17 protein-coding genes are annotated in these 24,234 nt (G+C 62.5%); 7 read left to right on the top strand and 10 right to left on the bottom strand.

Annotated features, from left to right (window positions below):
• The 3 genes from OXI69_11700 to OXI69_11690 form a co-directional block, all read right to left on the bottom strand.
• A partial coding sequence (locus OXI69_11700; protein MDE2666804.1) for a hypothetical protein occupies nucleotides 1–861 on the bottom strand: 861 nt, incomplete at its 3' end.
• A gap of 231 nt (nucleotides 862–1,092) precedes the next feature.
• Nucleotides 1,093–2,793: a hypothetical protein gene (locus OXI69_11695; GenBank protein ID MDE2666803.1), complete on the bottom strand. Its 1,701-nt coding sequence runs from the start codon at nucleotides 2,791–2,793 to the stop codon at nucleotides 1,093–1,095.
• Between the two features lie 89 nt (nucleotides 2,794–2,882).
• Nucleotides 2,883–3,905 carry an iron-containing alcohol dehydrogenase gene (locus OXI69_11690; GenBank protein ID MDE2666802.1) on the bottom strand — a complete coding sequence of 341 codons (1,023 nt, stop codon included), beginning with the start codon at nucleotides 3,903–3,905 and terminating at the stop codon, nucleotides 2,883–2,885.
• 99 nt (nucleotides 3,906–4,004) lie between these two features.
• On the opposite strand from OXI69_11690, the gene OXI69_11685 reads away from it, so the two are divergent.
• Entirely contained in the window at nucleotides 4,005–5,162 is a 1,158-nt protein-coding gene (locus OXI69_11685; protein ID MDE2666801.1) for a mandelate racemase/muconate lactonizing enzyme family protein, read from the top strand.
• A 58-nt stretch (nucleotides 5,163–5,220) separates the two neighbouring features.
• Here OXI69_11685 and OXI69_11680 read toward each other — a convergent pair whose 3' ends face one another.
• Complete coding sequence (locus OXI69_11680) at nucleotides 5,221–6,537, bottom strand: sialidase family protein (GenBank protein MDE2666800.1); 1,317 nt, start codon at nucleotides 6,535–6,537, stop codon at nucleotides 5,221–5,223.
• Nucleotides 6,538–6,594: 57 nt separating this feature from the next.
• Nucleotides 6,595–7,341, bottom strand: a complete 747-nt coding sequence (locus OXI69_11675; protein ID MDE2666799.1) for a DUF2848 family protein — start codon at nucleotides 7,339–7,341, stop codon at nucleotides 6,595–6,597.
• A gap of 272 nt (nucleotides 7,342–7,613) precedes the next feature.
• Here OXI69_11675 and OXI69_11670 point away from each other — a divergent pair, with 272 nt between their 5' ends.
• Nucleotides 7,614–8,759, top strand: a complete 1,146-nt coding sequence (locus OXI69_11670) for an AAA family ATPase (GenBank protein MDE2666798.1) — start codon at nucleotides 7,614–7,616, stop codon at nucleotides 8,757–8,759.
• A 230-nt stretch (nucleotides 8,760–8,989) separates the two neighbouring features.
• Here the strand turns inward: OXI69_11670 and OXI69_11665 are convergent, their stop codons facing one another.
• The 4 genes from OXI69_11665 to OXI69_11650 form a co-directional block, all read right to left on the bottom strand.
• Entirely contained in the window at nucleotides 8,990–9,466 is a 477-nt protein-coding gene (locus OXI69_11665; protein ID MDE2666797.1) for a hypothetical protein, read from the bottom strand.
• 74 nt (nucleotides 9,467–9,540) lie between these two features.
• Entirely contained in the window at nucleotides 9,541–10,878 is a 1,338-nt protein-coding gene (locus OXI69_11660; GenBank protein ID MDE2666796.1) for a DUF1501 domain-containing protein, read from the bottom strand.
• Between the two features lie 55 nt (nucleotides 10,879–10,933).
• The gene (locus OXI69_11655) at nucleotides 10,934–13,222 is read right to left on the bottom strand and encodes a DUF1553 domain-containing protein (protein ID MDE2666795.1); all 2,289 of its coding nucleotides are present in this window, start codon (nucleotides 13,220–13,222) and stop codon (nucleotides 10,934–10,936) included.
• On the bottom strand, nucleotides 13,222–15,111 hold the full coding sequence (locus OXI69_11650) for a hypothetical protein (GenBank protein ID MDE2666794.1): 1,890 nt from the start codon (nucleotides 15,109–15,111) through the stop codon (nucleotides 13,222–13,224). The genes OXI69_11655 and OXI69_11650 overlap by 1 nt, the downstream gene beginning before the upstream one ends.
• Before the next feature lie 295 nt (nucleotides 15,112–15,406).
• On the opposite strand from OXI69_11650, the gene OXI69_11645 reads away from it, so the two are divergent.
• Nucleotides 15,407–16,267 carry a heme-binding protein gene (locus OXI69_11645; GenBank protein ID MDE2666793.1) on the top strand — a complete coding sequence of 287 codons (861 nt, stop codon included), beginning with the start codon at nucleotides 15,407–15,409 and terminating at the stop codon, nucleotides 16,265–16,267.
• Nucleotides 16,268–16,309: 42 nt separating this feature from the next.
• Complete coding sequence (locus OXI69_11640) at nucleotides 16,310–18,580, top strand: DUF5916 domain-containing protein (protein MDE2666792.1); 2,271 nt, start codon at nucleotides 16,310–16,312, stop codon at nucleotides 18,578–18,580.
• A gap of 353 nt (nucleotides 18,581–18,933) precedes the next feature.
• Here the strand turns inward: OXI69_11640 and OXI69_11635 are convergent, their stop codons facing one another.
• Complete coding sequence (locus tag OXI69_11635; GenBank protein MDE2666791.1) at nucleotides 18,934–19,380, bottom strand: VOC family protein; 447 nt, start codon at nucleotides 19,378–19,380, stop codon at nucleotides 18,934–18,936.
• Nucleotides 19,381–20,131: 751 nt separating this feature from the next.
• On the opposite strand from OXI69_11635, the gene OXI69_11630 reads away from it, so the two are divergent.
• Genes OXI69_11630 through OXI69_11620 form a run of 3 tightly spaced genes read left to right on the top strand, consistent with a single transcriptional unit; the run spans nucleotide 20,132 to nucleotide 24,091 of the window.
• Nucleotides 20,132–21,106 carry a cyclase family protein gene (locus OXI69_11630; GenBank protein MDE2666790.1) on the top strand — a complete coding sequence of 325 codons (975 nt, stop codon included), beginning with the start codon at nucleotides 20,132–20,134 and terminating at the stop codon, nucleotides 21,104–21,106.
• Nucleotides 21,107–21,160: 54 nt separating this feature from the next.
• Complete coding sequence (locus tag OXI69_11625; GenBank protein ID MDE2666789.1) at nucleotides 21,161–22,909, top strand: hydantoinase B/oxoprolinase family protein; 1,749 nt, start codon at nucleotides 21,161–21,163, stop codon at nucleotides 22,907–22,909.
• Nucleotides 22,910–22,939: 30 nt separating this feature from the next.
• Nucleotides 22,940–24,091: a Xaa-Pro peptidase family protein gene (locus OXI69_11620; protein ID MDE2666788.1), complete on the top strand. Its 1,152-nt coding sequence runs from the start codon at nucleotides 22,940–22,942 to the stop codon at nucleotides 24,089–24,091.
• The last annotated feature ends 143 nt before the right edge of the window (nucleotides 24,092–24,234 follow it).

Raw genomic sequence — 24,234 nt, 5'->3', positions numbered from 1 at the left:
TTGAACTTCGGGCTGGATGACGGCATGCACCCGGCAATCCCTGTTCCGGGCCGCTTCCACCATGGGACGAAAATCGGCCAGTTGATCCATCCTGGAGGAATAGCTCTCTCCAATCACAACCTCCACGATTCCCCGATCGATCCACTCCCGCACGTCCAGGCCCCGGGAGTTGGCCTCGTCCAGGCTGACCGGCACCCGAACCGCCAGATCGCGGTTGGATCCGCTGGCCTTGAGGGCGTCATGAATCCGCTTGACCCAGGCGGTCATGAGGGGGCGCCCGGCATCTACCTCCTTGGGATGGAAGTAGTGGTAGTGGCCAAAATACAACTCAAGGCCGTCCACCGGGTAGTTCTGCAGCACTTCCTGGATGAGAGCGAAGCGCTCGTCCCGAACTTCCTGGTGCTTGAAATCCAGTTTCCTCACCCCCGGGAAGCTCTCGTCCAGGTCGCCCCCGGCCCCGATCTCCAGGTGCTGGTTCTCCCAGGTAAAGTTGGCTGACCGAACGTCGTTACGACGCTCCTTGCCTCTCCCCCGGTTGAGGAACAGTGAGGGATAGATGGCCAGTCCCTTGGCCCGGGCCCGCTCGCACACGATACGCAGGGGATCCCCTCCGGAATCCAACATCATTCGGGCGTTCTGGTGGGCCCGGCGGAAGACCAGGTGGGTCCACTCCTTCACCGGATCCCCCCAAAGCTCGCCGACCTTGGTATCGTGCAACACCGTCCGGCCATCTCCCAAACCGAACATCAAGGCATCCACCGGAGTGCCCACCAGGTCGTCCACCGAGGCTTCGAACTCTTCCTTCAGCATGGGAGGCTCGTACATGTAGATGGACGAATGGCGGCTGTCGTCGTAGTACATTAGCCGCGGTTTCCCGCTCGAGCCGTGACTCACGGGGCCGGGAGCCAACGTCGCCGGCGCGGCGGTCCCGACGGATGCGGCGGCCCCGAAGTGTGGGGCACTTGAGGCCAAGCCTGCAGTGAGCGCCGTCCTCACGAATTCGCGTCGCTTCATTTTTCAAGACTCCTTTCCAAAGATTGTCGAACTTTTCCGAACCAGGTCAGGGACCACCCCGTTCCCGGCTCCTTCAGGCTAGGACATATGCACCAGGTAGGAACCAGCGTCGGGATCCTGGCCGCCCTGGCCGCGGGCAAAGTTCTTTCCTCCGAGATACTTGATTTCCATTTCCACGTCCCTCAGGATCAGTTCGGGAACGATGTCGGCATCGCGCCGCAACAGGGTTGCCTCCACTTGGTTCGAGCCTCTCTCGGGCCAGTGTTCCCGGGGAAGACGCCACACGAACCAGTAGCTGTGCACCCGGAAGAGCGGGGCTCGCAAACTGTAGTACCGATTAATCTTTCTCAAGCCGGAATCGGGTAATTCCTTTCCGTTGAGACGAAACCTCACTTGATCGGTCTCGGTGGAACCAATGAGCCTCAAGCGGAGCAGCACCTCATGCACCCGTCCCGCCTTGTCCCAACGATCCAGGTCGTCTGCGATCGGCAACGGCACCTGGACCGGCTGATTCATCTTCAGCGTCCGGGGAAGCGCCGGTTTCGGCTCGGACGGCTTAGGGGAGAAGACACTCTGGGTCGAGGCGTAATAGAACTTATCCCTGGGAGCCATGATGTCTGGATGACTCACTTCCCGCAGTCGTTCATAGAAACTGGGTTCGTAGGGCCAAGCGGCAAACCACTGGGCAAGGTAGAGCCCGTCCACGCCTTGATCCCAGCAGTTGGAGGCGACGGCCCGGGTGATTTCAATGGGACCGTCTTTCAGCCTGTCGGAATTGACTGCCAGGCCAATGGCTCCGTGAATGCGGCAGCTCGAGCCCTTGGCCGCCTGCACCAGCGGCCGGAAATCGGCCTGCTGATCCATGGCGTGCTGGTAGGTCTCGCCGATCAGAACGTCCACGATGCCCTGCCGGATCCATTCGCGCACGTCCAGGCCCAGGGCATGGGAGGTCTCGATGCTGGCCGGGACCCGGATGGCCAGCTCCCTTCCCTCCCCGCTCGCCTTGACGGCATCGTAAACCCGCTTGATCCAGGCCGTCATCAGGGGGCGTCCCTGTTCCACTTCCCCGGGATGGAAGAAGAGCACGGCGGGGCTCTTGTAGTTCAACTGCAGCTCGAAGCCGTCCACCGGGTAGTTCCGCAGCACCTCGTCGATCACCGCGAAACGTTCGTCGCGTACCTCCTGGTGCTTGAAATCGAGGTTGGTGCTCCCTTCCAGATCCTCCAAATCACCCTTGGCCCCGATCTCCAGGTGCAGATTCTCCCAGCGGAAGTTGGAGCTGCGGACGTCGTCTTCTCGCGTCCCCCTTCTGCCCTGGTTGACCAGCAGGGTGGGATAGATGGCCACCCCCTTGGCTCGAGCCCGTTCGCAGATGATGCGGAGGGGGTCCCGGCCCGAGTCCAGCATCATGCGCGCATTCTGGTGGGCCCGGCGGAAGATCAGGTGGGGCCACTTCTTCACCGGATCCCCCAGCACCTCGCTGACCTTGGTGTCGTGGAACATGGTTCGCCCGTCTGCCAACCCGTACATCAAGGCGTCCACCGGAGTTCCCACGATCTCGTCCACCGCCGCCTCGAACTCCTCCTTCTCCATGGGCGGCTCGTACATGTAGACGGCCGGGTGGCGGCTGTCGTGATAGAACATGACCCGCGGCTTCTTTTTGGCCCCGTGCTGTTTGGGCCCGGCAGCGGGAGGTGTCAGGCCCAGTGCCCGCGAGGGCGCCCCACCCGAGGCCAGCCCTGCAGCCAGGGCGGTCCCTACGAATTCACGTCGTTTCATTCGGTTGCTCCTTTCCCGGATGGATCCATCCATTGCTTCCGCTTGGCCGCGACCGGGGCGAGAGAGAGCCTCCCGGCTCGCTTTCATGTCTACGCCTCGATTGCAGCCATCATGGCATCGAAGGTCTCGCGGTCCAGGCCGCGATAGTGAAAATAATTCCGAGGGTGGCCGACCAGGTCGGCGAAGGCCGCCACCTGGTTCAGCGTTTCCAGCACCTCCTGGCGGGTGCATCCGATCTGGGTCGGACGAAAACGGGTGCGGCATTCCTCCAGCAGCGCCTTGATCCTATCGAACCCCCAACCGTACAGATAGCCGTTGATCAATGAGCCCAGGGCTACCGCTTCCCCGTGCAGCAGCTCCCTGCCGTGGACCCACTCGAAGGTGATGCAAAAGGCGTGGTCCAGACTGTGCCCCACCTTGAGGGAGTGGAGCTTCAGGTCGTATCGCTCCCGGTTGACCTCGGCCGCGACCCTGATGCCGGCTTCCCGGGGCTGGCCGCTTTCATCCAGACTCTGACGATATTCCCGCACACGGTTGTCGACCCAGTCCAGGATCTCATCGGCCACCCCCTGGTCCCAGGCCGGGGCTTCCAGATCCTGATCGAGCCACCACTTCCAGGCTCCCACCTGGCCAAGATAGCAGATGCACTCGGCCATGCCGGAACAATTCAGGTGGGCCGGAGCCTGGCGGATGACGCCGTAGTCGAACAGCAGATACTCGGGCGCGACCGTTCCCATGATCCACTCGAACCGTTCCCGGCGCCTCAAGGCCAGCGGAGACTGAAAGACGGCTCCGGTGGAGACGATGGTGGGAATCATGACCAGGGGCCAGCCCTTTTTCCAGGCCAGGTACTTGCCCACGTCCAGCGCATTGCCGCCGCCGACCGCCAGCATCCGTTGCGCCTCGGGAAGAGCCGCCAGCATCTCCTCCAGGATGGAATCGCGCATGCCCCGCTGAAACACCACCTGGATTGGGCGGTGGACCAGCAGAGGCTCTACCAGGGCGATAGCGCTGGGGGAGGAGACCACCACCGCATCCTGAAACTGCGATGCATGCCCGGAGATCAGGTCCCATCCGTAGCGCGCATCCCATCGGCGGCTGTCCAGATCCACGGCGTCAACTCCTCGTTAGCCTCTCTTCCCTTGAAACCACGCTTGGCCTATTATGGACGCTCCAGTCGATCCGCGGCCGTGGCCCGGGAAGGAACAGACATGAAGATAACCGACATCAAGACCTTCTTCGTGGGTGTCCAGGGCAAAAACCTGCTGGTGGTCAAAGTCGAGACCGACCGGGGCATCCACGGCATCGGCCAGGGTGGCACCACCACCCGCGAGCTGGCCATGACCGGAGCCATCGAGCACATGCGCCACTTTCTTGTCGGCCAGGACCCCCGCCGCATCGAGGACATCAACCAGGAGCTGTACCGGGGACAGTACTACGAAGGCGGAACCATCATTGCCGCCGTTACCTCCGCCATCGACATCGCCCTCTGGGACATCCTGGGAAAGCACCTGAACACCCCCGTCTGGCAATTGCTGGGGGGAGCCACCCGCCAGCAGGTCACCTGCTACATCGACGGACCGGCCGGGGCCGGCGACAGCTACGCCGATCAAGCCGAAGACCTGGTCAGGAGGGGCTGGAGGACCATCCGCTTCGCCCCCGAGACCGGAGACCCCGACTTCCGCCAGGACCGGGACAGCATCTTCGAGCCATGGGAGTCCATCGATTGGACGGCCGACCAGATCCGGGAGGCCCGCAAACGGGTGGGACCCGAGATCCGACTGGCCATCGACTACCACCACCGACTCAACGTGGCCGAGGCGGCCGCCTTCTGCCGGCGCATCCGGGACGTGGACCTCATGTTCCTGGAAGAACCCATCCGCTCCGAGAGCCCTGATGCCTACGCGGCTCTCAGGACGATGACGCCGATGCCGTTCGCCATCGGAGAGGAGTTTTCGGGAATCTACCCCTTTGCTCCTTTCATCGAACGCGGGCTGGCCAACTACGTTCGCCTGGACGTCTGCAATGTGGGCGGCTTCACGGCCAGTCGCAAGGTGGCCGCCATGGCCGAGGCCCACTATCTCGACATCGTGCCCCACACCCCTCAGGGGTCCATCTGCCTGGCCGCCTCCGTGCACCTGTGCGCGGCCGTCCACAACTTCGCCATCCTGGAATACAACTGGCAGATGCCCCACCTTCCCCGGGATCTGTTCCCCCGGCAGCTTCAACTGCAGGGAGACGGCTTCCCGCTGCCGCAGGGTCCCGGGCTGGGCATCGAGTTCGATGAAGAGGCCGCCCGCCGCTATCCCCCGCTGCCCTGGGAGGCTCCCCACTTCCGCCGCCGCGACGGCGCTTTCACCAACTATTGAGACGGCACCTGTACAGGAGCCCGCCCGGCCCGGCGGCTTTTCTCCGAACAGATTGCCTCTATTGAGCCGACTGCCCGTCTTTCACCGGTTTCCAGCGGATGGCGTAAAGATCGGTCTTGTCCCGGACCGCATCCCAGGAGCCGCCCACCGAAGAGGCGGCAATGGTCAGAATGGTGTCGTCTTCCAGCACCAGGCTGGCGCTGTAGCTGCCGGTGAAGTTGGTGGAGTCCAGGTAGTAGACTTCGTCCTCCCAGGTTTGGCCTTCATCCCGGCTGACCATGGCGCGGCTTCCCGGCGGCCCCGGACCGTAGCGGGTATCGTGGACCACCACCGCGGTGCCGTCGCTCTGCACCGCCGGATAGCCGAAGGTTTGACCGTAGACCGTGGTCAGCATGCGCGGCCGGGTCCAGGTGGCGCCGTCGTCGGTGGAGTTCACCAGGAAGACGTTCTTGAATCCGAGGTTCTCCGGGGTGCGGGGGTAGGCCCCCATGTGCTTGACGATCTCGGCTGAATCCTGGGGATGCTTGTCGCGCTGGTAGCGCATGGTGGCCAGGATCCGGCCCGAGGGGAGACGGGTCGCCGACCCCTCCGAACCCCAATCCCACATCAAGGTCGGCCCCTGCCAGGTCCGGCCCTTGTCGCGGGAACGGAACAGGAACAGACCGTGCTGCCTGGGCAGCCCATCCTCGGGGTCGGCGTCGCTTCGAACGTCGATGGTCCACAGCAGGGTATCGTCCTGCAGCCGGTCCAGTCCCCGATGGCAGTAGCGCTCGTCGTAAGGGGAGCCGGTGCCCGGCATCTTCAGGTCCAGGTCGATCCGGGCCGTCCTGTTCCAGGATTGGCCCTGGTCCCGCGAGGTCCACACCTCGGCCGGCGCCCGTTCGTCCTTACCGGTAACCACCGCCACGCAGACGAAGGAACCGTCGCTCAAGACCTTCCAGCGGCCGGTCTGGTGGATCTCAAAGCCGGAAGGAGCATTCACCTCCCGCGCCGACCAGGTCAGACCGCCATCGGCTGAGGTGCACAGCCTGCCGGCCTGGCGGACGTAGACGGTCCCGTCCGGCCCCAGGTCGACCGAGGTACCGCCCTGCGGGGTCATGGGCTGGGCATGCGGCAACAGAACCTTCTTGACCGGAACCTGGGCGAGCTTTCCCGCCTTTGCATGCAGGATGTAGTCCGACCGGTGCATGCTCTCCAGGGTTTCCTTGGAGGGCGGCGGCACCCCTCCCAGCTCACGGGTCATCACCGTCGGATCGGTGATCACCTCCATGAGGGGCGGTTCCGCGTCCGACCCGGTCGGTCCGGGCGAGGAACAGGAAACCGCAAGCCAAGCCAGGCCCGCAATGGCGGCGAGTGTTCGACAACTGGTCTTCACCCCAACCCTCCTTCCGGGAGATATGGTCCCAACGGGCGTTTCCCCTGCAGGCGCCCGTCAGCGCCGTTCCGCCAGATCGTCTCCGACCGGAACAGCCCGGTAGCGGTGTTCAATGGTTCGACCCAGCACAGGGTCGTGCAGCCGGGCCAGAAAGGAGTCTCCCACGCCGTGGCTGGTCTCTTCGGGAAGCGAATGGTCGCGGATGGCCCGGGCCACCGAGTCCAGGAACGACACCGATCCGCAATAGAGAATGGAGGGCAGGACCAGCGACCGCACATCCTCCATGGCCAGAAGATACTCCAGGTCCACCAGGGCCGAGGCCGGGGAGTCCTGCAGAGAAACCACATGGCCTCCCACCGTCACCTCGCTGGAAATCTGAAGCTGATCCCAATGCCCGCGCACCTCGCTGTAGGGCCAGGCCGTCCGGGCGATCGGATGGGGACACATCTGCTTGGGCTTGTCCTGAAACAGCGGGTCCAGCTCGCGGTCGCACTGGTCACTCCCCGTCGTGATGAGGATCTCGTTTCCGTCCCGAATGGCCACGATTTCGGCCTCGCCGCCGGTCAGCGGACCCTGGACCTCGAACTCCGATGACTGGGTCAGCAGGTAGCGGCCGATGTGAAAGATGGCTGGATTGGTCTTGGTGCCCGACTCGCCTCGAGCCAGCGCAGCGTCGAGTTCCTTGCGCATGCCGGCCACGTCCCGGGACGAGAATCGGGCGCCCGCCACCGATCCGATGGGGATGATTTTTCTCTCGGTCCGGTCCTGGCGCTGCACCAGTATTTCCACGGGTTCAATTCGCATGAGCCACTCCCTGTTGCCGGTTGAACATTGTCCGGCGATTTAAACACACTTGCCATCCGACAACAAACGGATTGTGGGGGACGGGGGTGGACCCCGTCGCCGGTCTTTCGCAAGACTAATGCGATCGCTGCTCCGACAGCAGTCGCCCGTGGGGGTTCGAACCTGAAAGAAGTTGCTGGAAAATCCAGCCGAAGGGTCGCCAATACATCCATTCCAATCTCAAGTTCAAGTTTCTATTTACATGTATATCAAAACTAGAATTTAATAATTGCATGTTCAAACGCATCCTGAGCTTTGTGCGGGCCGGGAGTCAGAGTTGCTTCCTATGGGGGCCTCGGCAGACCGGAAAGAGCACCCTGTTGAGGACACGTTTTCCACGTGCGCCCTTTTACGATTTGCTCTTCGCGTCCGAATTCCGGCGCCTGTCCGCCAATCCCGGACTGCTGCGCGAGGAATGCCTGGCCTTGGGCAGAAAATCGGGACCGATCCTGATTGACGAGATTCAGAAATTGCCCGAATTGCTCGACGAAGTGCATTCCCTCATCAGCCGCGACGGGTACCGGTTCATCCTGTGCGGTTCGAGCACGCGCCGGCTCGTCCGAGGAGGTGGCAACCTCCTGGGTGGCCGTGCCGTGAGACTCGAGCTGTTTCCGTTGACCCGTGGGGAGATACCGGACTTTTCGCTCGATCGAGCCCTCAACCACGGGTTGCTGCCGAGCCACTATCTGGCCGACGACCCCGCACCTCTCATTGAGGCTTACGTAGGAGAATACCTCAAGGAAGAAATCCTGGCGGAGTCTCTCACACGCAATCTTCCGGCCTTTCAGCGTTTTCTGGAAGTTGCGTCCTTCTCCAACGGCCGGACGGTGAACTTCGCCAGCATCGCCCGAGAAGTGGGTCTCTCGGCGCCGGCTGTCCGTGGATACTTTGAGATCCTGGTCGATACTCTCATTGGCTGCTGGGTGCCTGCGTGGCGTAAGCAGGCCAAAAGGCGGGTCATCCAGTCACCGCGCTTCTATTTCTTCGACGTGGGACTGGTGAACGAACTGGCGCATCGCGGAGCTCTGAAGCCAGGCTCGTTCGAATATGGTGCAGCCTTCGAACATTTCATATTCATGGAGTTGCGCGCTTACACAGGCTACAGAGGCGGGAAGCCTTCCATCGCCTATTGGCACACCTCCTCCGGCTTCGAAGTGGATTTCGTGCTGGGCGACGCGACCCTGGCCATCGAGGTCAAGTCGACGGATAACCCCACCCGCGACCACATGAAAGGACTGCGGGCCTGGAAGGCTGAGCAGCAGAACAGTCGCTGTCTCCTCGTCTGCCGTGCACCGCGCACGAGGAAGACCGAGGACGGCATTGAAATCATGCCTTGGCGATCATTTTTGAATCAGCTTTGGGCTGGCGAGTTGTGCTAGGCGAAAGGTCGGGGACGGTGTTGAATTACTGGAATAACTCTCTCGATTTCGTATTCCTGAATGCCTACAGATGGAAAGCAGAGGCATGGCCGAGCGATTCCGGACCCCTCCCGGCGACGCCTCTACCAGGGTGGCGGCGTTAGCTACGACGCGGAGGCGAAACAGAGGCACAAAAAAAACCCGGGCTCACGCCCGGGGGAATCTTCGAGACAAGAACAGAACGGAGAGATCTATTCCTCTTTCTCCTCTCTACTTTCCTTCCAGTCACGCATCAGAGCCCGACAGGCCTCCTTGACGGCATTTCCCAGCGACCGGGTCGAGCCGCTCTTGATCGCGTCTCCGTCCTCGCGAAAAACCACGAACTTGTTGTCTTTTCTCAAGAGATCCTTGCCGCCCTCGTGCTCCAGGATCACCACGTAGTTGGCGCGTTCCTCTTTCCTGGTAACGATGCAGTCACCGCAGCGTTTGTGGAAGGTCTTGATGATTTCGGCTGTCTGAGGACGGGCGCCTCCGCCGAATTTCCCTCCGAAGGCCCCAACGTCACCGATACCGCCGCCGCCCCCCCCGCCCTCCATTTCCCAGGACTGGCTCTCCTTGATAAAGACGCGGGGCTTGGCCTTTTTTCCTTTGCTCCACGCCGGGACGGAGCCGACCAGCGCCAATGCAGCCACAACCAGGATACTGCAAGCGATTCGGTGCGTTTTCATGGGTTCCTCCTGATCCGCTTTCGGTCTTGGATCGGGATCCGGTTTAAACGCCCCATAACGGGACAGCGGCAACTCTATACCAGACCCTCGATCGGGACTCCGGTGGCGTCTCCGATGGAATTGGCGATCTTGATGGGGCGACCCACCGGCGTCATGTAGGTCTTCTCCCAATCGATGCCGAAGGCCTTGTAAAGCGTTGCATAGAGGTCGCCCACCGTGACCATGCCTTCGGCCACCTGGGCCCCTCTCTCGTCGCTGGCCCCTATGATCTGTCCGCCGCGTATGCCGCCGCCCCCCAAGGCCAGCGACCAGCAATGGGGCCAATGGTCCCGGCCGTTGTTGGGATTGATGTGGGGCGTGCGTCCGAATTCACCCATGACCAGCACCAGGGTGGATTCCAGCAAGCCCCTCTGCTCCAGGTCCTCCATCAAGGCCGCCAGCGCCCGGTCCAAGGGAGGACAGAGCTTGTCTCGATGGCCCTCATTGTTGTCGGAGTGCGAATCCCATTGGTTGTACCTGTAGCCGGCCGCCGTCACGAACCGGCATCCGTGCTCGACCAGCCGCCGGGCCAGCAGCACACTCTGTCCGAAGCCGTGGCGGCCGTAGGCATCCTTGGTTTTTTCGCTTTCATGAGAGAGGTCGAAAGCCTTTTTGACCTCGGGAGAAAGGATCAGGCTGAGGGCCTGCTCGGTGAAGCTGTCCATCCTGGAGTATTCGGCCACCTCCTCCTTCTGGCGGCACAACCTGTCCACGATCCGGAGCAGCGAGCGGCGATCCTGAATGCGCTCTACCGAGATTCCCTTGGGCAGAGAAAGATCCGGAACCTCAAAGTCCTTGCGGTCGGGATCCGGGACCACCATGGGAGCATATTTCGGTCCGATGAAAGCGGAACCAAAATAGCGCTCGTAACCCTTCCAGTCGTCGTGCTCGCCGTGGCGGACATAGGCGGGCATCCCGTTGCGCTGGCCCAGTTCCCTGGCCATGATCGATCCCAGGCTGGGAAACTGCATGGTGGGGTTGGGTCGGTGTCCGGTGATGGCGTAATGGGTGGCCTCGGGGTGGTCGATTTCCTCGGTGTGCATGGACCGGATGATGGACAGCTTGTCCATGTGCCGGGAAACCCGGGGCAGCAGCTCCGACACCTGAATGCCGGCCACGTTGGTGGGGATGGCCTTGAACCCGCTGTTGCGCTTGGGATCCCAGGTGTCGACCTGGCTCGGTCCGCCCTCCAGCCAGAGAAGAATGCAGGAGGTGGCCTTGGCCTTCCCCGGCGACCCCGCCCTGGCCATCAAGTCCTTCAGGGCCAGGAATTGGCTCAAGTTGAAGCCCAGCAGACTCAGAGAACCGACCCGCAGAAAATCGCGCCGCCGAAGATTTTCCCCGGTGCACTGCAAGCAGCCTGACAATTTCATGGAATCGCTCCAGATACAGGCATGGGACTATTCAAATCAAGTATAAACCCGAACCTCAATGAACGTAGGCAAATTCGCGAGAGCCGATCAGGGCCCAGACCAGGTCCTCCACCGCCTTCAGCCGCGAATCCTGGCCCCCGATCCAGCCTTCCAGCTCCCCCAGTTCCTCGGCGGTCGGGAACCGGGAAAGCGCCGCCAGATAAAATTCCTCGACGATTTCGGCATTGGAAGTCCCGGCGGCAAGCAAGCGGCCGATGCGGCTTCCCTTCCCCGACAACTTGCCGGTGTAGGTGGGACCGGCCAGAAGATGGAGGGCCTGGCCCAGGCTGGCTTCAACCCTTCGCTGGGGCACCATCTGCCGGTTGGGCCGGCCGTAGAGCTCCAGAAAGCGGGAAGGATACATGTCGCTGGAGACCAGGTTGATGGCCCGCGTCCCTTCGGGCTTGGTTCCAAACCGTTCCGGCACTCCAGTCACCTGGGAAATGGCGTCCAGCAACACCTCGGCATCCAGCGGCCGGGGGTGGGCCCGGGCGTAGTTGGTGCGGTCCGTCCGGTTGCTGGCGTTGGGGAAGCTGGAAAGCTGATAGACCCTGGACCGAACGATTCTGCGCATCAGTTGCCTCAGGTCGTAGCCGCCGGCCCTGAAATCCTGGGCCAGAGCCGCCAGCAGGTCGGGATGGGTGGCGGGATTGGCCAGCTTGAAATCGTCCACCGGATCCACGATCCCCCTTCCGAAAAAATGGCCCCAGATGCGGTTGACGATGGCCTCGGCAAACTCGGGTCGGTCGGGTGAGGTCATCCACTCCGCCAGGCTGGCCCGTGGATCCTCGGCTCCATTCTGCCCGGCCGGCTCTCCGCTGAGGAAGGCCGGCTGAACCTCCGTCTTGTTGCGGGGGTGCATCACCGGTCCGCCCTTTCCCAGCACGCCGTGCCCCTCGGGGTCATCCAGGATGATGTTGTAGGGTGCGGTGCCCGTATTGATGTCCCCGACCCGGGTCAACTGACCGTAGAAGGCGGTCATGCCCCAGAACTGATTCTGGCTCCAGGGCTCATAGGGGTGGTTGTGGCACTGGGCGCAGTCCAGCCGCCTTCCCAGAAAGACCCGAACCTGCTCGCCCATCATGTCCTGGGGAGAGGGGAGGTCCCCGCCGATGAGATAGTAGTGAAGGGCCGGGCCGCCGTAGCCCTGAGCCGCGATGCGCTCCCGGGCCATCTGGTCGTAGGGCTTGTTGCGGGCAATCCCGTCCCGAATCCATTCCCAGTAGAGGCGGCTGTACTTGGTAAAGCCCTGCACCGACTTCCCGACCCGGAAGAGATCGGCGAACCTGAAGGTCCAATAGTCCAGGAACTCGGGAGAATTCAGCAGGGTCTCGATCAACTCGTCGCGCTTGTCGGGACGATTGCCGGCCAAAAATTCCCTCACTCTCTCCGGCGGAGGGAGCGTCCCGGTCAGATCCAGACAGAGCCGCCTCAGGAACTGCTGGTCACCCGACGGCTCCGACGGCAGGATGTGCAACCGCCTCAGCTTGGCAAAGACCAGCCGGTCGATGAAGTTTCTTTGGGACACCTGGGGATAGCCGGACAAGGGCTGTCGAATCACCCCGATGACCACGGTTGCCGCCCGCCCCGCCGCGCGGATGACGACGGCGGCCTCACCGGGCTGCCTGGCCCGAACCAGGCCGCTGTCGCTGACCTCGGCCACCTCGGGGTCGTTGGACTCGAAATTCACCTGATCGGTCACGTCTTCGGTAAGCCCACCGGCCAGAGTGGCCGTCACCAGGAACTGCTGTTCCTCGTCCACCCCCATCACCGGCTGGCGGGGCGATACTTCCAGTTGTCGTATTTCACTGGCTCGATGGTCTTCCTCCCCACCGTAAGGGGCTCCCGAGCGGATCCATTCCAGCAGCGTGCGGTAGTCCGCCGAGTCGCGGCTCAGCCGCTCGCCTCCGCCGTGGGGCTCTTCCATGGTGGGCTTGGTCAGCAGGAGGCTGTTTTCCGGCTGCTTCAGGTCGATCCTGGGGTGACGGGGCCCCAGCGGCTCCGGACTCAGCACCTGGTAGACGCCTCCCTGGACGATCCACTCATGGTCGTCCCGGGGATAGAGCGCGTTGGCCGAAAGTTTGAACCCTCCGCGGCCCTTGACACTCCCATGACACTCCTGGTTGTTGCATCCACGCTTGGTAAGGATCCCTCCCACGTCCCGTGGGAAGCTGAAGGGCCGCGCACTCCCGCCGGCATGCATGGAACCGCCTCCCTGCCCTGCCAGGAGGATCCCCAGCGCCAGGGCGCCGTGCCGGCCCAGGCGAACCCACTGCCCTTTTTGGGGAGCATATCTTCCGAACATCAACTCTCCTTGGCGCCCCCCGAGGGACGAACCACCATGGTGGGAATCTCCTTGATCAAGAGACCGGGGCCCGGACCGTCATCCGAAATCGGCCGAGCCAGCAGCCGCAGCTTCACCGGCAGGGGCGTGGCGGGAGCGTCAGCGCCGGCCAGCAGAACGATGATAACGCTCTCGCTCGTGGGTGCAAACCGTGGCCTCAATCCGTCCTCCGGCACCGGGCCCTGGTAGGCCTTCACCTCGGTGCCCGGAAAGAACTCCACACCCTCGGGAAGTCCCTCCAGCAACAGGGCGATGTCGCCCGAGAACCCCTCCTCCTGGTCGGTGGTCACGGCAATCTTGCGGGCCTGTCCGGCGACCAAGTTCAAGCGATCGGTATCTGTCCGCACCTCCCCCACGTGAGGAATCTGCGGCCGCAGCAGCAGGCGGTAGCGAAACCCGGCACTGCCGAAGCGGCGGGTCAGGTCGCTGACCACCAGCGAATACTCCCCCGAACGCTCAAAGGTGTAAAGGGTCTTGGGCTCAACCGTCTTCAGGTAGAAGGTCAGTTGCCTGCCCAAGCGCTTGTAGACGTTGCTGAACAGTTCTCTTCCCTCTTCATCCAGAATGCCGAAACGGGGATTGAACTGCGGCGGACCGACCTGGGGAGTCTCCACTTCGAAAGCCACCTGTTGGCCGCGTTCGGCCCTGAAGGCGTAGCGATCCACATCACCGGGACGGTCGATGGTTCCCTCCGCGATGCCGGGAACGGAAATGGAGAGGGTCTTCCCTTTCCTTTCCCCGTTCTCCTGCTCTTTCACGAAGATGATCGACGCCTGGCTGCCTCGACCATTGGCGCCGGACTGCACAGGTTCCCCGCGGCTGGATGCGGCGCCGGTGGTCAACCGGCCATTGGCGCCGATTCCGTCCGAGCCCGCGGACCTCGACCGGACGAGACCCAGCCGGCCGGAGTCGATGGGGCGGCGAAATGCACGCTCCTTCCAGGGGACGGGTAACCGGTCGTAACCGCTTCGATCCAGTTCGGCGAAAGTGGGGGCGCTGGAGTCGGCGATTCTCAGTTGATAGGAAAAGTGTGGACTGCCGCCACCCAGAAACGCCCCCACGCCAACCAGGTAGCGCCCCTTCTTGGGAAACCGGTAGGTCAATTGGGGAAGCCGGCTAACATGATAGGAGCTCGGGTCGTCGTTGTAGGCCAGCCGGGTGGTACGCTCCTGGTCGAACCAGCTACCGGTCGGCTCGTAGAGGGTCAGTTCCGGATCCAGGCCTACATCATCGGGCGGTTTACCCGGCGGCTTGCAGAAGACCTCAAAGCGCAGTTCCTGGGGTTGGGTCACCTCAAAGGCATAAAAGTCTTCCTCCCCGTCGCTGGCCACCCGGCCGTTGACCACCGCCGGAATGGCGACCTGCTGGGCCGTCGAGGGCGTCTGGTGCGGTTGGCTGGTCTCTTCCAGGACGGCATCGGAGTTCACCCGAAACATCAGGGCATTGGAAACGCCGAGTTTGGAAACCAGGCGGAACCGATGGACGCCGGCAAGGGCGTCGGAGGGAATTTCCAGCTTGACCCGCACACCAAGGAGCACGGGCTTGTCTTCACCGGCAGCATCGGAATCGCTGTTCCCCTCCGCGGAGACCACTCGGACGTCCCGGATTCGGCCCTGAATGCCACCCTGCTCGAACCAGACCGCTCGCGCACCTTCCAGCAGATATCCCTGGACCTCGATGTCGAGCGCAGAGCCCGCCCGGGCGCCCAGGGGATGGACGGAGAGAATTGCAGGTTCGGTGGGAGGCGCCGCTTCCTGCGCCTGCAGCCGACCTGCCGGAAACGTAGCTGCCAGCAGCACCGCCGTCACCGCTGCGGCGATCCTGTTCCATGGCGAAAACACGTTCATCATATTCGCAGCCACACGGCCCCGTGCCGAACTGTATCCAGTGATCTATATTATCGAAAAAACCATACCGTTTGCCCCTCTACATTGTCAATTTCCGGTTCTATCGAGGCTATGCAATCTGGAAATGAGGTTGGTTTCCTTACGTTTTCAGTCCGGTAGGCCTGTCCATCGCCGACTTGCATCGATTGACTCCAAACCGGCCCGCATCAACCCCGACGACACTAGGCGACACCCTTGGTCCCGTGGTAGAGTGCTCCCCATGACGAAAGTCGCCGTCCAACGCGGGCGGAGGTGGCGGATGGCCTCAAACCGACGGCATCCTCTGAGGATTCTTGCCTCGGTAACACTGATCGTTCTGTTCTCAGCGGCACATCCCCTCTCGGCTCAAGAGGAATTCGACGCCAACCGGGTGTGCAAGGAACTGCCCGACCACGAGAGGTTGACCGAGATCCTCAAGCAGGTCGTCAAGGATCCATTGGGGAACGGCGGACTGGGCAACGACCTCTGGGCCACCATCGTCAACCGGGACGGCGTGGTCTGCATGGTCACGTTTTCCGGTGAAGACCGGGGCAGCCAGTGGCCGGGAAGCCGGGTGATCTCGGCCCAGAAAGCCACTACCGCCAATGCCTTCAGCCTTCCCAAGGGAGCCGGAGGAGCCTTGCCGGGCCTGTCGCTGTCGACGGCCAACCTCTATGCCGCCGTGCAGCCGGGAGGCAGTCTCTTCGGGCTGCAGTTCAGCCTTCCCGTCGATCCCCGGGTGGCCTATCGCGGCAACCCCAAGAACCATGGTGAGCCCAGGGACCCGATGGTGGGACGAAGGGTGGGGGGGATCGACGTCACCGGCGGGGGTCTGGGCCTCTATGACCGTCAAGGCGATCTGCTGGGCGGCCTGGGTGTCAGCGGCGACACCTCCTGCACCGATCACGTGGTCGCCTGGAAGGTGCGGGATGCCCTGGCTCTGGATCACGTGCCGGTCGGCATCAGCCCCACCGGGGACGACAACATCATCTTTGACATGAAGACCGATCCGGCCACCGGTCTGGCGGTGAGCCAGGGAGGCTTCGGTCATCCCCACGATTGCGCGGGGTCGGAAGTCCGGGACATTTCCCGGCAACTTCCCCAATCGCACCCGATCGGCGCCAACCCCAAGAACCCGTAGCAACAGCCAAGCCGTTCTTCTTTACAGTCTCTCCCTTTTTCCATGCCGCGTTTTCCGCATTCCCTTGTCATCCTGCTGGCGGCCCTTACCGTCACCGGTCCGCCGCAGGCCGGAGCTCAAACAGACCCGGAGGGCAACGGTTCCCAAAGAACCCTCCAGGCCCGGCGGATTGCGGAGCCGCCCCAACTGGACGGCCGGGTCGACGAAGCCCTGTGGCAACCGATCGAGCCGGCTACCGGGTTCATCCAGAGGAATCCGGAGGAAGGAAAGCCATCCAGCGAGAAGACCGAGGTGCGAATCGCCTTCGATGACGAGAATCTCTACGTGGGCATCATCTGTTTCGATTCCCGGCCCGAAGAGATCGTGATCAACCAGAACCGGAGAGACGGACTGAAAAACGACTCGGACTACCTCATCGTGATGCTGGACACCTTCCACGACCGGCAAAACGCTTTCGTATTCGGCACCAACCCCACCGGCATCGAGCATGATGCCCAGGTCTCCAAGGCAGGCCAGACGCGCGGAGGCGGGGGCGGCCCCTCGCGCGCCGGTGGCGGCGGAGGGGCTCAAAGGGGAGGCTCCAGCGCACTCAGCTTGAACTGGGACGCCGTCTGGGAGGTGAGGTCGCAAATTACGCCGCGCGGCTGGGAGAGCGAGATGGCTATCCCCTTCCGGACCCTGCGATACAAGCCGGGTCGGGACCAATCCTGGGGACTCAACATCGAGCGCAACCTGCGGCGCCGCAACGAACTGTCCCACTGGTCCCCGGTCTCACGAGCCTTCCGCTTCATCCATGTAAACTTGGCCGGGACGCTACAGGGACTGGAAATCCAAAACCACCGCAGTCTCAAGCTTTTGCCCTATGTACTAGGAGGATTCAGCCAGGACTACAGCCGCCCGGTGGACCCAACCAAATTCGAGCGAAACGTCGGACTGGACCTCAAGTACAGCCTCACTCCCAGCCTCACCCTGGACGGCACCGTCAATACCGACTTCGCCCAGGTTGAAGTCGACGAAGAGCAGGTCAACCTCACCCGCTTCGATCTCTTCTTCCCGGAAAAACGCCCCTTCTTTCTGGAAAACTCGGGCTTTTTCGAATTCGGCACACCGCAGGAGGTGGAGATTTTCTTTTCCAGGCGTATCGGCATCGACCAGCATCAGCACCTGGTCCCGATCGACGGAGGCGCGCGCTTGAGCGGCAAGGCCGGCCCCTACCAGATGGGCCTTCTCAACATGCAGACCCGCAGCGTGGACGGCGTGGTGCCTGCCAACAACTATTCGGTGGCACGCTTCAGCCGGGAGCTCCCCAACCGTTCCTCCATCGGGGTCATCGGGGTTAACCGGAGTTCGACTTCCACCTTCGACGGCGACCGCCCCTACAATCGAACTTTCGGCACCGACGCCAATCTCGGCCTGGGAAGATTCGCCAACTGGTACAACTACGCGGCCTTCACACAAACCCCGGGGCTCGAGGGCGGAAACCACGCCTATTCCTCCCTCCTGGAATACGACGATTCCATCCACGAATTCCGGCTTGGCTACCTCGAGGTGGGTGACCATTTCAATCCCGAGGTCGGTTTTGTTCCCAGGGCGGGTTACCGCAAGACCAACTACTTCTACCGATTCCACCACTATCCGACCAGCGGTCCGATACGCAGTTGGGAACCTCACGCCTCCAGAAGGGCCTGGTACTCGCTGGAAAACAGCGACCTCGAATCCGACTTTCAGCACTACCACATGGATTCCAAGTGGCAGAACGGCGCCCGCCTGGGTGTCGCCTGGAACCGAAACTTCGAGCGCCTGGACGAACCGCTGGAGGTGGTGCCGGGGGTCACCATTCCGGTCGGGCGGTATGGCTTCGACGAGATCATCGCCAACTACCGCACCGATCCCAGCGCTCCGCTCTTCCTCAGCGGCACCGCTGCGGCCGGCGGCTTCTACAACGGCAGAATCCGCAGTGTCAACGTGAACGGCGGCTATCGCCACAGCCACCGACTATCCTGGACGGCTTCCTACCTTCGCAACATGGTCATGCTTCCGGTGGGAGACTTCAATGTCGACCTGGTGGGGCTGCGCTTCAACTGGTCCTTCACTCCCAAGAGCTTCCTGCAAACTTTCAGCCAATACAACAGCGTGACCCGGACGCTGGGGCACAACATCCGCCTGGGACTCCTCTCCTCGGCCAGCACCGGTCTGTTCGTGGTCTACAACACCAGCAATTCCACCACGCCCCTGCTCGACTCCCATCGGCTCCCTCGAAGGACACTGACCCGGGCCCTGTTCGTCAAGTTCAACTATCTGTTCGACTACTGAGAGAAAGGGCGGTCCGGGGAGTCTCTTGGATCGGAACTGCTATTTGGAGGGGTGCACCCAATTCGCCGCCTTCGCGGCTGCAGCAGCGCCGGATTCGCACGACCCCGGGCTCCCACCCGGGGCTACCCTAAGGCGCAGCTACGCTGCTCTATATGGAAGATCTGTAGGAAGGTCTCCTTGGATGACCTGCGTCAACCGCGGCCAAGCCGCTCTCTCCTGACCCACAACACTGCCGGAGGGACAGGATTTTCCAATGGAATATTCCCAGGTGCTATCCGCTGGACCAAAGAACCGCAATTGGGACGCCCATTTGAAGCCTTGGACAAGAGCCAAGCGCAAGCGGATAGGCCCTGTCAATCCGATTCCGGGGCCAACTGCAGCAGCTCCAGTCTCTCCCTGTCCGGACCGTAGAAGTAACACCAGCGAACTCCGTTGGCCATGGTCACCGGCGTGGAGGCGAATTCCACGCCCTTGTCCCGGAGGGATTGATAGGCCTGCTGGATGTCGTCAACTTCAAAACAGATATGGCCGAATCCCATGTCGTTGGCCTTGGAATCGGACGGCATGGGCCGGCTCGACGGATTGAGGTACTGAAAGGTCTCGATCAGCGTGTTGCCCCCCGGAACCGAGAAGAAGGTTGCGGCCACTCTGGTGCCGGCCAAACCCGCCCCGCGGCTGAATTCGCTGTCATCGATCGATACCTCGAGGGAAATTTCAAGTCCGAGAGTTTCCGTATAGAACCGCTTGGTCCTGGCCATGTCGGAAACTACGATGTTGGTGTGGTGGAGACCTTTGATCATGGGTGCGCTCCTGAGGAGAATTGTCGGGCAGTGCCCGATTATGAAGGTCAGTCATTGCCTGACCGGCCAACCGGCGCCCGTTTTTTTAAGGGCCGGCTCCGTCGCGGCTCCAGCGGTTCGGGCACCCTCCAACTCTATCGCTTTCACCGAAGGTTTGGAACCGCAGCATTTCAAAAGGCGACCGCCGGTGCCCCATCGGCCCAACCCATCCGCCTCGAGACACGGTCGGGATGTCCTTACTTGAAACAAACGAAAAGAGAGTGATCCACGAAGTGACACGAAGCGGGACGGCTCTGCCGGATCGACACGGCTGTGGCCAGGCAACCCGGCCCGCGCTCTTGGGTGGCTTAATCCCATGACCTCCGTTGGCTGCAAACCAGTTCCAAGACAAGCATGAGTCGATGGTTTATTCACATGGATGCACAGGATACACAGGATTCTCTTCAGGAAACGGCTAGCTTCCAATGCCGGGAATCCGCAATACCGCACCGGATCATCGCCTGAGCTGGCTTCTCGTGCTGGTAGCTCTCGTCCTTTTAATCCTGTGCATCCTGTGTATCCATGTTCAATCATCTTGTTCCCGACACGCCATGAACTGTTCTTGTTTCGCTACCGTATGATCCGCACAGCTGGGCGGAGACTGGACTTCTTTGGATCAGACGAGCGGTCCCGGTTTTCCGTGGCGGTGGAAAGCACGGGCCGGCAATGGTGATATCATGCGGCTTGTCATCGGTCAGGAAAGGAGCAGGTCATGAGGCTGAATCGAAAGCTTGGTGTAATCCTTTTGTCGGCGGCGGCGCTTGCCGGCGCCTGCATCTTCACCCAGGCCCAAACTCCGATCGGGGACAAATGGTGGCCCTCCCGCTGGGGAGCGGAGGACCAGCGCGGCGCCGCCAACCTGATGACTCCGGAGCGGGCGTTGGAGGCGGCCCGTCTCATCCGGAAGGGCCAGGTCTACCAGCTCGGCCGAGTCTATGAACACGGAATGCCGCTGCCGGGCAAGCGGCACTTCAGCCTCACCATTCCGGGCTCACCCTCCGGGGGGCCCACCGGTAACAACCGGATCGTCTCGCACGATGAAATGTTCTCCGGCGAGATCGGCCAGGTGGGAACCCAGCTCGACGGGCTGGGACATGTCGGCGTGCGCTGGAAAGGGGAGGACTATTTCTACAACGGCTTCCGCCGATCAGAGTTCGGTGACGCCTACGGGCTCAAGAAGCTGGGCGTCGAGAACATCGGCGTGTTCTTTACCCGGGGAGTGCTGCTGGACGTTGCCGGCTACAAGTCGGTGCAGCGCCTGGAACCCGGCTACGCCATCACGGTCGAGGATCTGGAGAGAACGCTGCGCTCCCAGGAATTGGAAATCCGGCAGGGTGACGCGGTCTTCATCCACACCGGCCACGGACAACTGTGGATGAAGGACAACGAGGTCTACGGGTCGGGTGAGCCCGGAATCGGCCGGGAGGCAGCCAAGTGGCTCATCCAGCGTGACATCGTCCTGGTGGGCGCCGACACCTGGGGCATCGAGGTGGTCCCCGTGGAAGACCCCGACCGGCCCTTTGAAATCCACCAGTGGCTGCTGGCCAGGCACGGCATCTACAACCTGGAGAATCTGGACCTGGCGGCGCTGGCCGGCGACCGGGCCTATGAGTTCGCCTTCATTTTCGCTCCCTTGCGCCTGCGGGGCGCCACCGGCTCCCCGGGCAATCCGATCGCCGTTCGCTGAGGGAATTCGGACCTGATACCCGTGTCCTCCCTACCGCGACCTCAATCCCGAATCATGGCATCTTCTTTCCGGCTGGATCCGATTCGATTCGAAGTCATCCGGAACGCCCTGTTGGAGGCGACCGAGGAGATGTCGGTCTCGCTGCGGCGCAGCGCCTATTCCACCAACATCAAGACCCGAAACGACTTCTCCTGCGCCCTTTTCGATCGCCGCCTGCGGGCGGTGGCCCAGGCCTTCAATCAACCGAACCATCTGGGCTCACTGGTCCACAGCGTTCCAAGCGTGGTGCGCGCCTACGGCCCCGACCGGCTCGGTCCCGGGGACACGCTCATCGCCAACCACCCCTACCAGGGGGGAGTCCATCTCAACGACATTACCTTCATTTCGCCCCTATTCCACCGGGAACGTCTCTTCGGCTATGTGGCCAACCTGGCCCACCACGTGGATGTCGGGGGTGGGGCTCCGGCCAGTGTCGGTGCCTTCCGGGAGGTGTTTCAGGAGGGCGTCATCATCCCTCCGGTCAAAGTCGTGGAGAAAGGGGAATTGGTGGACGACGTCGTTCGGCTGGTTCTGGCTCAGATCCGCTCCAAGCACGAGACCGGCGGCGATTTTCGGGCCCAGGTGGCCGCCAACCACACCGGGACCCGTCGGTTGACGGCCCTGATCGACCGGCTGGGATTGGAGACCCTCGACAACTATACCGAGGAACTTCTTGAATACACCGAGCGGCGTGTTCGAGCCGAAGTCTCCAAGCTTCCCCAGGGCGAATTCAGCGCCGAGGGCGTGGTGGACAGCGACGGCTTCACCGACCGTCCGGTACGCCTGGTCGCCAAAATCCGGTTTGAGGGCACCCGGGGGGTTCGATTCGATATGAGCGGCTCCGACCCTCAGAGACGGGCGCCGGTCAACTCCACCTACGCCCAAACCTATTCGGCATGTGCCTACGTGCTGAAGTCGCTGATGGATCCGGACCTGCCGGTCAACGATGGCTTCTATCGCCTGATGAGGATCGTGGCTCCGGCCGGCAGCGTGGTCCATTGCAGGCCGCCTGCCCCGGTGGTCGGGGGATGGGAAGTCCAGACCCGCTTGGCGGACGTGATGTTCAAGGCTCTGGCTCCGGCACTTCCCGGGAAAATGCCGGCGGGCACCAAGGCCATGCAGTGCCATGCCGGGTTCGGCGCCATCCATCCCGCCAGCGGCGAGTACTACTGTTTCCTGGAGACCCTGGGCGGCGGCTACGGAGCCCGGGCTTCCAGGGATGGCCCCGATGCCGTTCAGACTCATGGTCAGAACACCGAAAACGCGCCCATCGAGGAGACCGAGTCCAACTACCCGGTACGCATTCTGCGCTACGAACTGGTCAACGATTCCGAAGGCGCGGGAACCTGCCGAGGAGGACTGGGCCTGCGCCGGGACTACCTGTTCACCGACCACGAGGTCTCGTTCACCGTTCTGGCGGATCGGGAACGCTGGGGCCCACACGGCCTGTTCGGCGGACTCCCGGGCCGCAGAGCCAGCTACCTGCTGAAATCCGGAGATCAGGAGGTTGAAGTGGGGTCCAAGCAGACTCTGCAGCTCAAACCGGGCCAGACAATCAGCTACCGCACCTGCGGCGGCGGCGGATACGGCCCCCCTCATCGCCGTTCACCCCGGGCCGTGCTGCGGGACGTTCGGGAAGGCAAGGTCAGTGCCGAAAGGGCCCGGAGCGTCTATCGGGTTGCGGTCGACACGGCCGCCTGGAAGGTGGACGAAGCCGAGACCCGCCGGTTGCGCCGCAAGGACGGCTCGGACGAACCGGCGTAGATTCCAACCAGTGACAACCCGGAGGTTCCCATGGACGACCTGGACCTCGAGTCCAAGCGACCTCGACCCGTCTCACGAATCAACTGGTCCGGCCTGCAGCAGGCCATGGATGCGGAAGGCCTGGAGGCGATGGTGGCCGCATCTCCCGAGAACTTCTTCTACCTGTCCAACTGCCTTCTTCTCTCTCAGCAGATCATTCCGAGCCGCCTCTGTATGGCAATAGCGCCCAGAGAACGTTCTCCAACGGCTCTGGTCTGTTACTGCGAGGAGCGGCAAATGCACCAGGACTCCTGGATAGCCGACATTCGCACCTACCTGGAATTTCAGGCGCACCCCATGACGGCCCTGGCCGAGACCTTGAAGGAGATGGGACTGGGCAAGGCCGACATCGGCATCGAAAGGCACTTCCTGACCGCCGACGACGTCGACCGGCTTGGCCGGGAGCTGCCTCAGGCCAGGCTGCGGGGAGCAGATCGGCTCTTCGACAGGGTGAGGGCCGTCAAGACTCCCGCCGAGCTGGAGATCCTGACTCGTGCGGCTTGCCTGACAGAGGGAGCCATCCAGGCCTCCTTCCAGTCTGCCAGACCGGGGCAGACCGAGAAAGTCGTGGCCGATGGCCTGCTGGCACGCGTCCTTCACGCCGGATCCACCCGGCAATGGATCACACTGGCCGTGGGGGCCAATACCTCCGTCAACCACCCCTTCCCCAGTTCCAAGCCATTGAAGCCAGGGGAGATCCTGCGGGTGGACGTCGGTGGGACCTTTCAGGGCTACCAGTCGGACGTGGCCCGCACCGCCGCCATTGCCGCCGTCACGCCCGAGCAGGAATCCGTGTATCACCGACTCAGGGAAGCACAGCGGCAGACCATTGAGACAGCCCGCCCCGGCGTCAGAGCCTGCGATCTCTATTTCACCTGCAGACGGGAGCTGGAGCAGCGGGGACTTTCCATGACCAGCCAGGCAGCCGGGCACGGACTGGGCATCGGCATGCACGAGTTCCCGGTGCTGCACGGTCGGGAAACAGCCGAGATCCAATCCGGCATGGTGCTTAACCTGGAGCCAGCCGTCCTGGATTCGCAGGGCTTTCTCTACCATCTCGAAGACCTCTTCGTGGTGACTGAAACCGCACCCAGGATCCTGACCCGTTTGATGGACACCACCGATCTATTTGTGATCCGGTGACCGCGGTCCCGGCAGGAATGGGATCCTGTTCTCACGACCGTCCGCCCGGGATGGCGGGTCCCTGACCAATCTGTTAAGATCATCTAGTCCGCATTTCTCACCAGGGGGCATGATCATGGCGCAGGAATTTTCCCTTCAGCGCG

Source organism: Acidobacteriota bacterium (genome assembly GCA_028875575.1).
Classification (GTDB): domain Bacteria; phylum Acidobacteriota; class Terriglobia; order Versatilivoradales; family Versatilivoraceae; genus Versatilivorator.
The sequence above is the reverse complement of the archived record's forward strand: the minus strand, read 5'-3'. Positions and strand labels throughout refer to the sequence as shown.

What these genes read in the sequence shown, in the direction of transcription:
- OXI69_11670 (MDE2666798.1), top strand. Translation starts at nt 7,614, where the DNA reads ATGTTCAAACGCATCCTGAGCTTTGTGCGGGCCGGGAGTCAGAGTTGC.
- OXI69_11625 (MDE2666789.1), top strand. Translation starts at nt 21,161, where the DNA reads ATGGCATCTTCTTTCCGGCTGGATCCGATTCGATTCGAAGTCATCCGG.
- OXI69_11645 (MDE2666793.1), top strand. Translation starts at nt 15,407, where the DNA reads ATGGCCTCAAACCGACGGCATCCTCTGAGGATTCTTGCCTCGGTAACA.
- OXI69_11630 (MDE2666790.1), top strand. Translation starts at nt 20,132, where the DNA reads ATGAGGCTGAATCGAAAGCTTGGTGTAATCCTTTTGTCGGCGGCGGCG.
- OXI69_11650 (MDE2666794.1), bottom strand. Translation starts at nt 15,111, where the DNA reads ATGATGAACGTGTTTTCGCCATGGAACAGGATCGCCGCAGCGGTGACG.
- OXI69_11695 (MDE2666803.1), bottom strand. Translation starts at nt 2,793, where the DNA reads ATGAAACGACGTGAATTCGTAGGGACCGCCCTGGCTGCAGGGCTGGCC.
- OXI69_11660 (MDE2666796.1), bottom strand. Translation starts at nt 10,878, where the DNA reads ATGAAATTGTCAGGCTGCTTGCAGTGCACCGGGGAAAATCTTCGGCGG.
- OXI69_11640 (MDE2666792.1), top strand. Translation starts at nt 16,310, where the DNA reads ATGCCGCGTTTTCCGCATTCCCTTGTCATCCTGCTGGCGGCCCTTACC.
- OXI69_11685 (MDE2666801.1), top strand. Translation starts at nt 4,005, where the DNA reads ATGAAGATAACCGACATCAAGACCTTCTTCGTGGGTGTCCAGGGCAAA.
- OXI69_11675 (MDE2666799.1), bottom strand. Translation starts at nt 7,341, where the DNA reads ATGCGAATTGAACCCGTGGAAATACTGGTGCAGCGCCAGGACCGGACC.
- OXI69_11655 (MDE2666795.1), bottom strand. Translation starts at nt 13,222, where the DNA reads ATGTTCGGAAGATATGCTCCCCAAAAAGGGCAGTGGGTTCGCCTGGGC.
- OXI69_11665 (MDE2666797.1), bottom strand. Translation starts at nt 9,466, where the DNA reads ATGAAAACGCACCGAATCGCTTGCAGTATCCTGGTTGTGGCTGCATTG.
- OXI69_11635 (MDE2666791.1), bottom strand. Translation starts at nt 19,380, where the DNA reads ATGATCAAAGGTCTCCACCACACCAACATCGTAGTTTCCGACATGGCC.
- OXI69_11620 (MDE2666788.1), top strand. Translation starts at nt 22,940, where the DNA reads ATGGACGACCTGGACCTCGAGTCCAAGCGACCTCGACCCGTCTCACGA.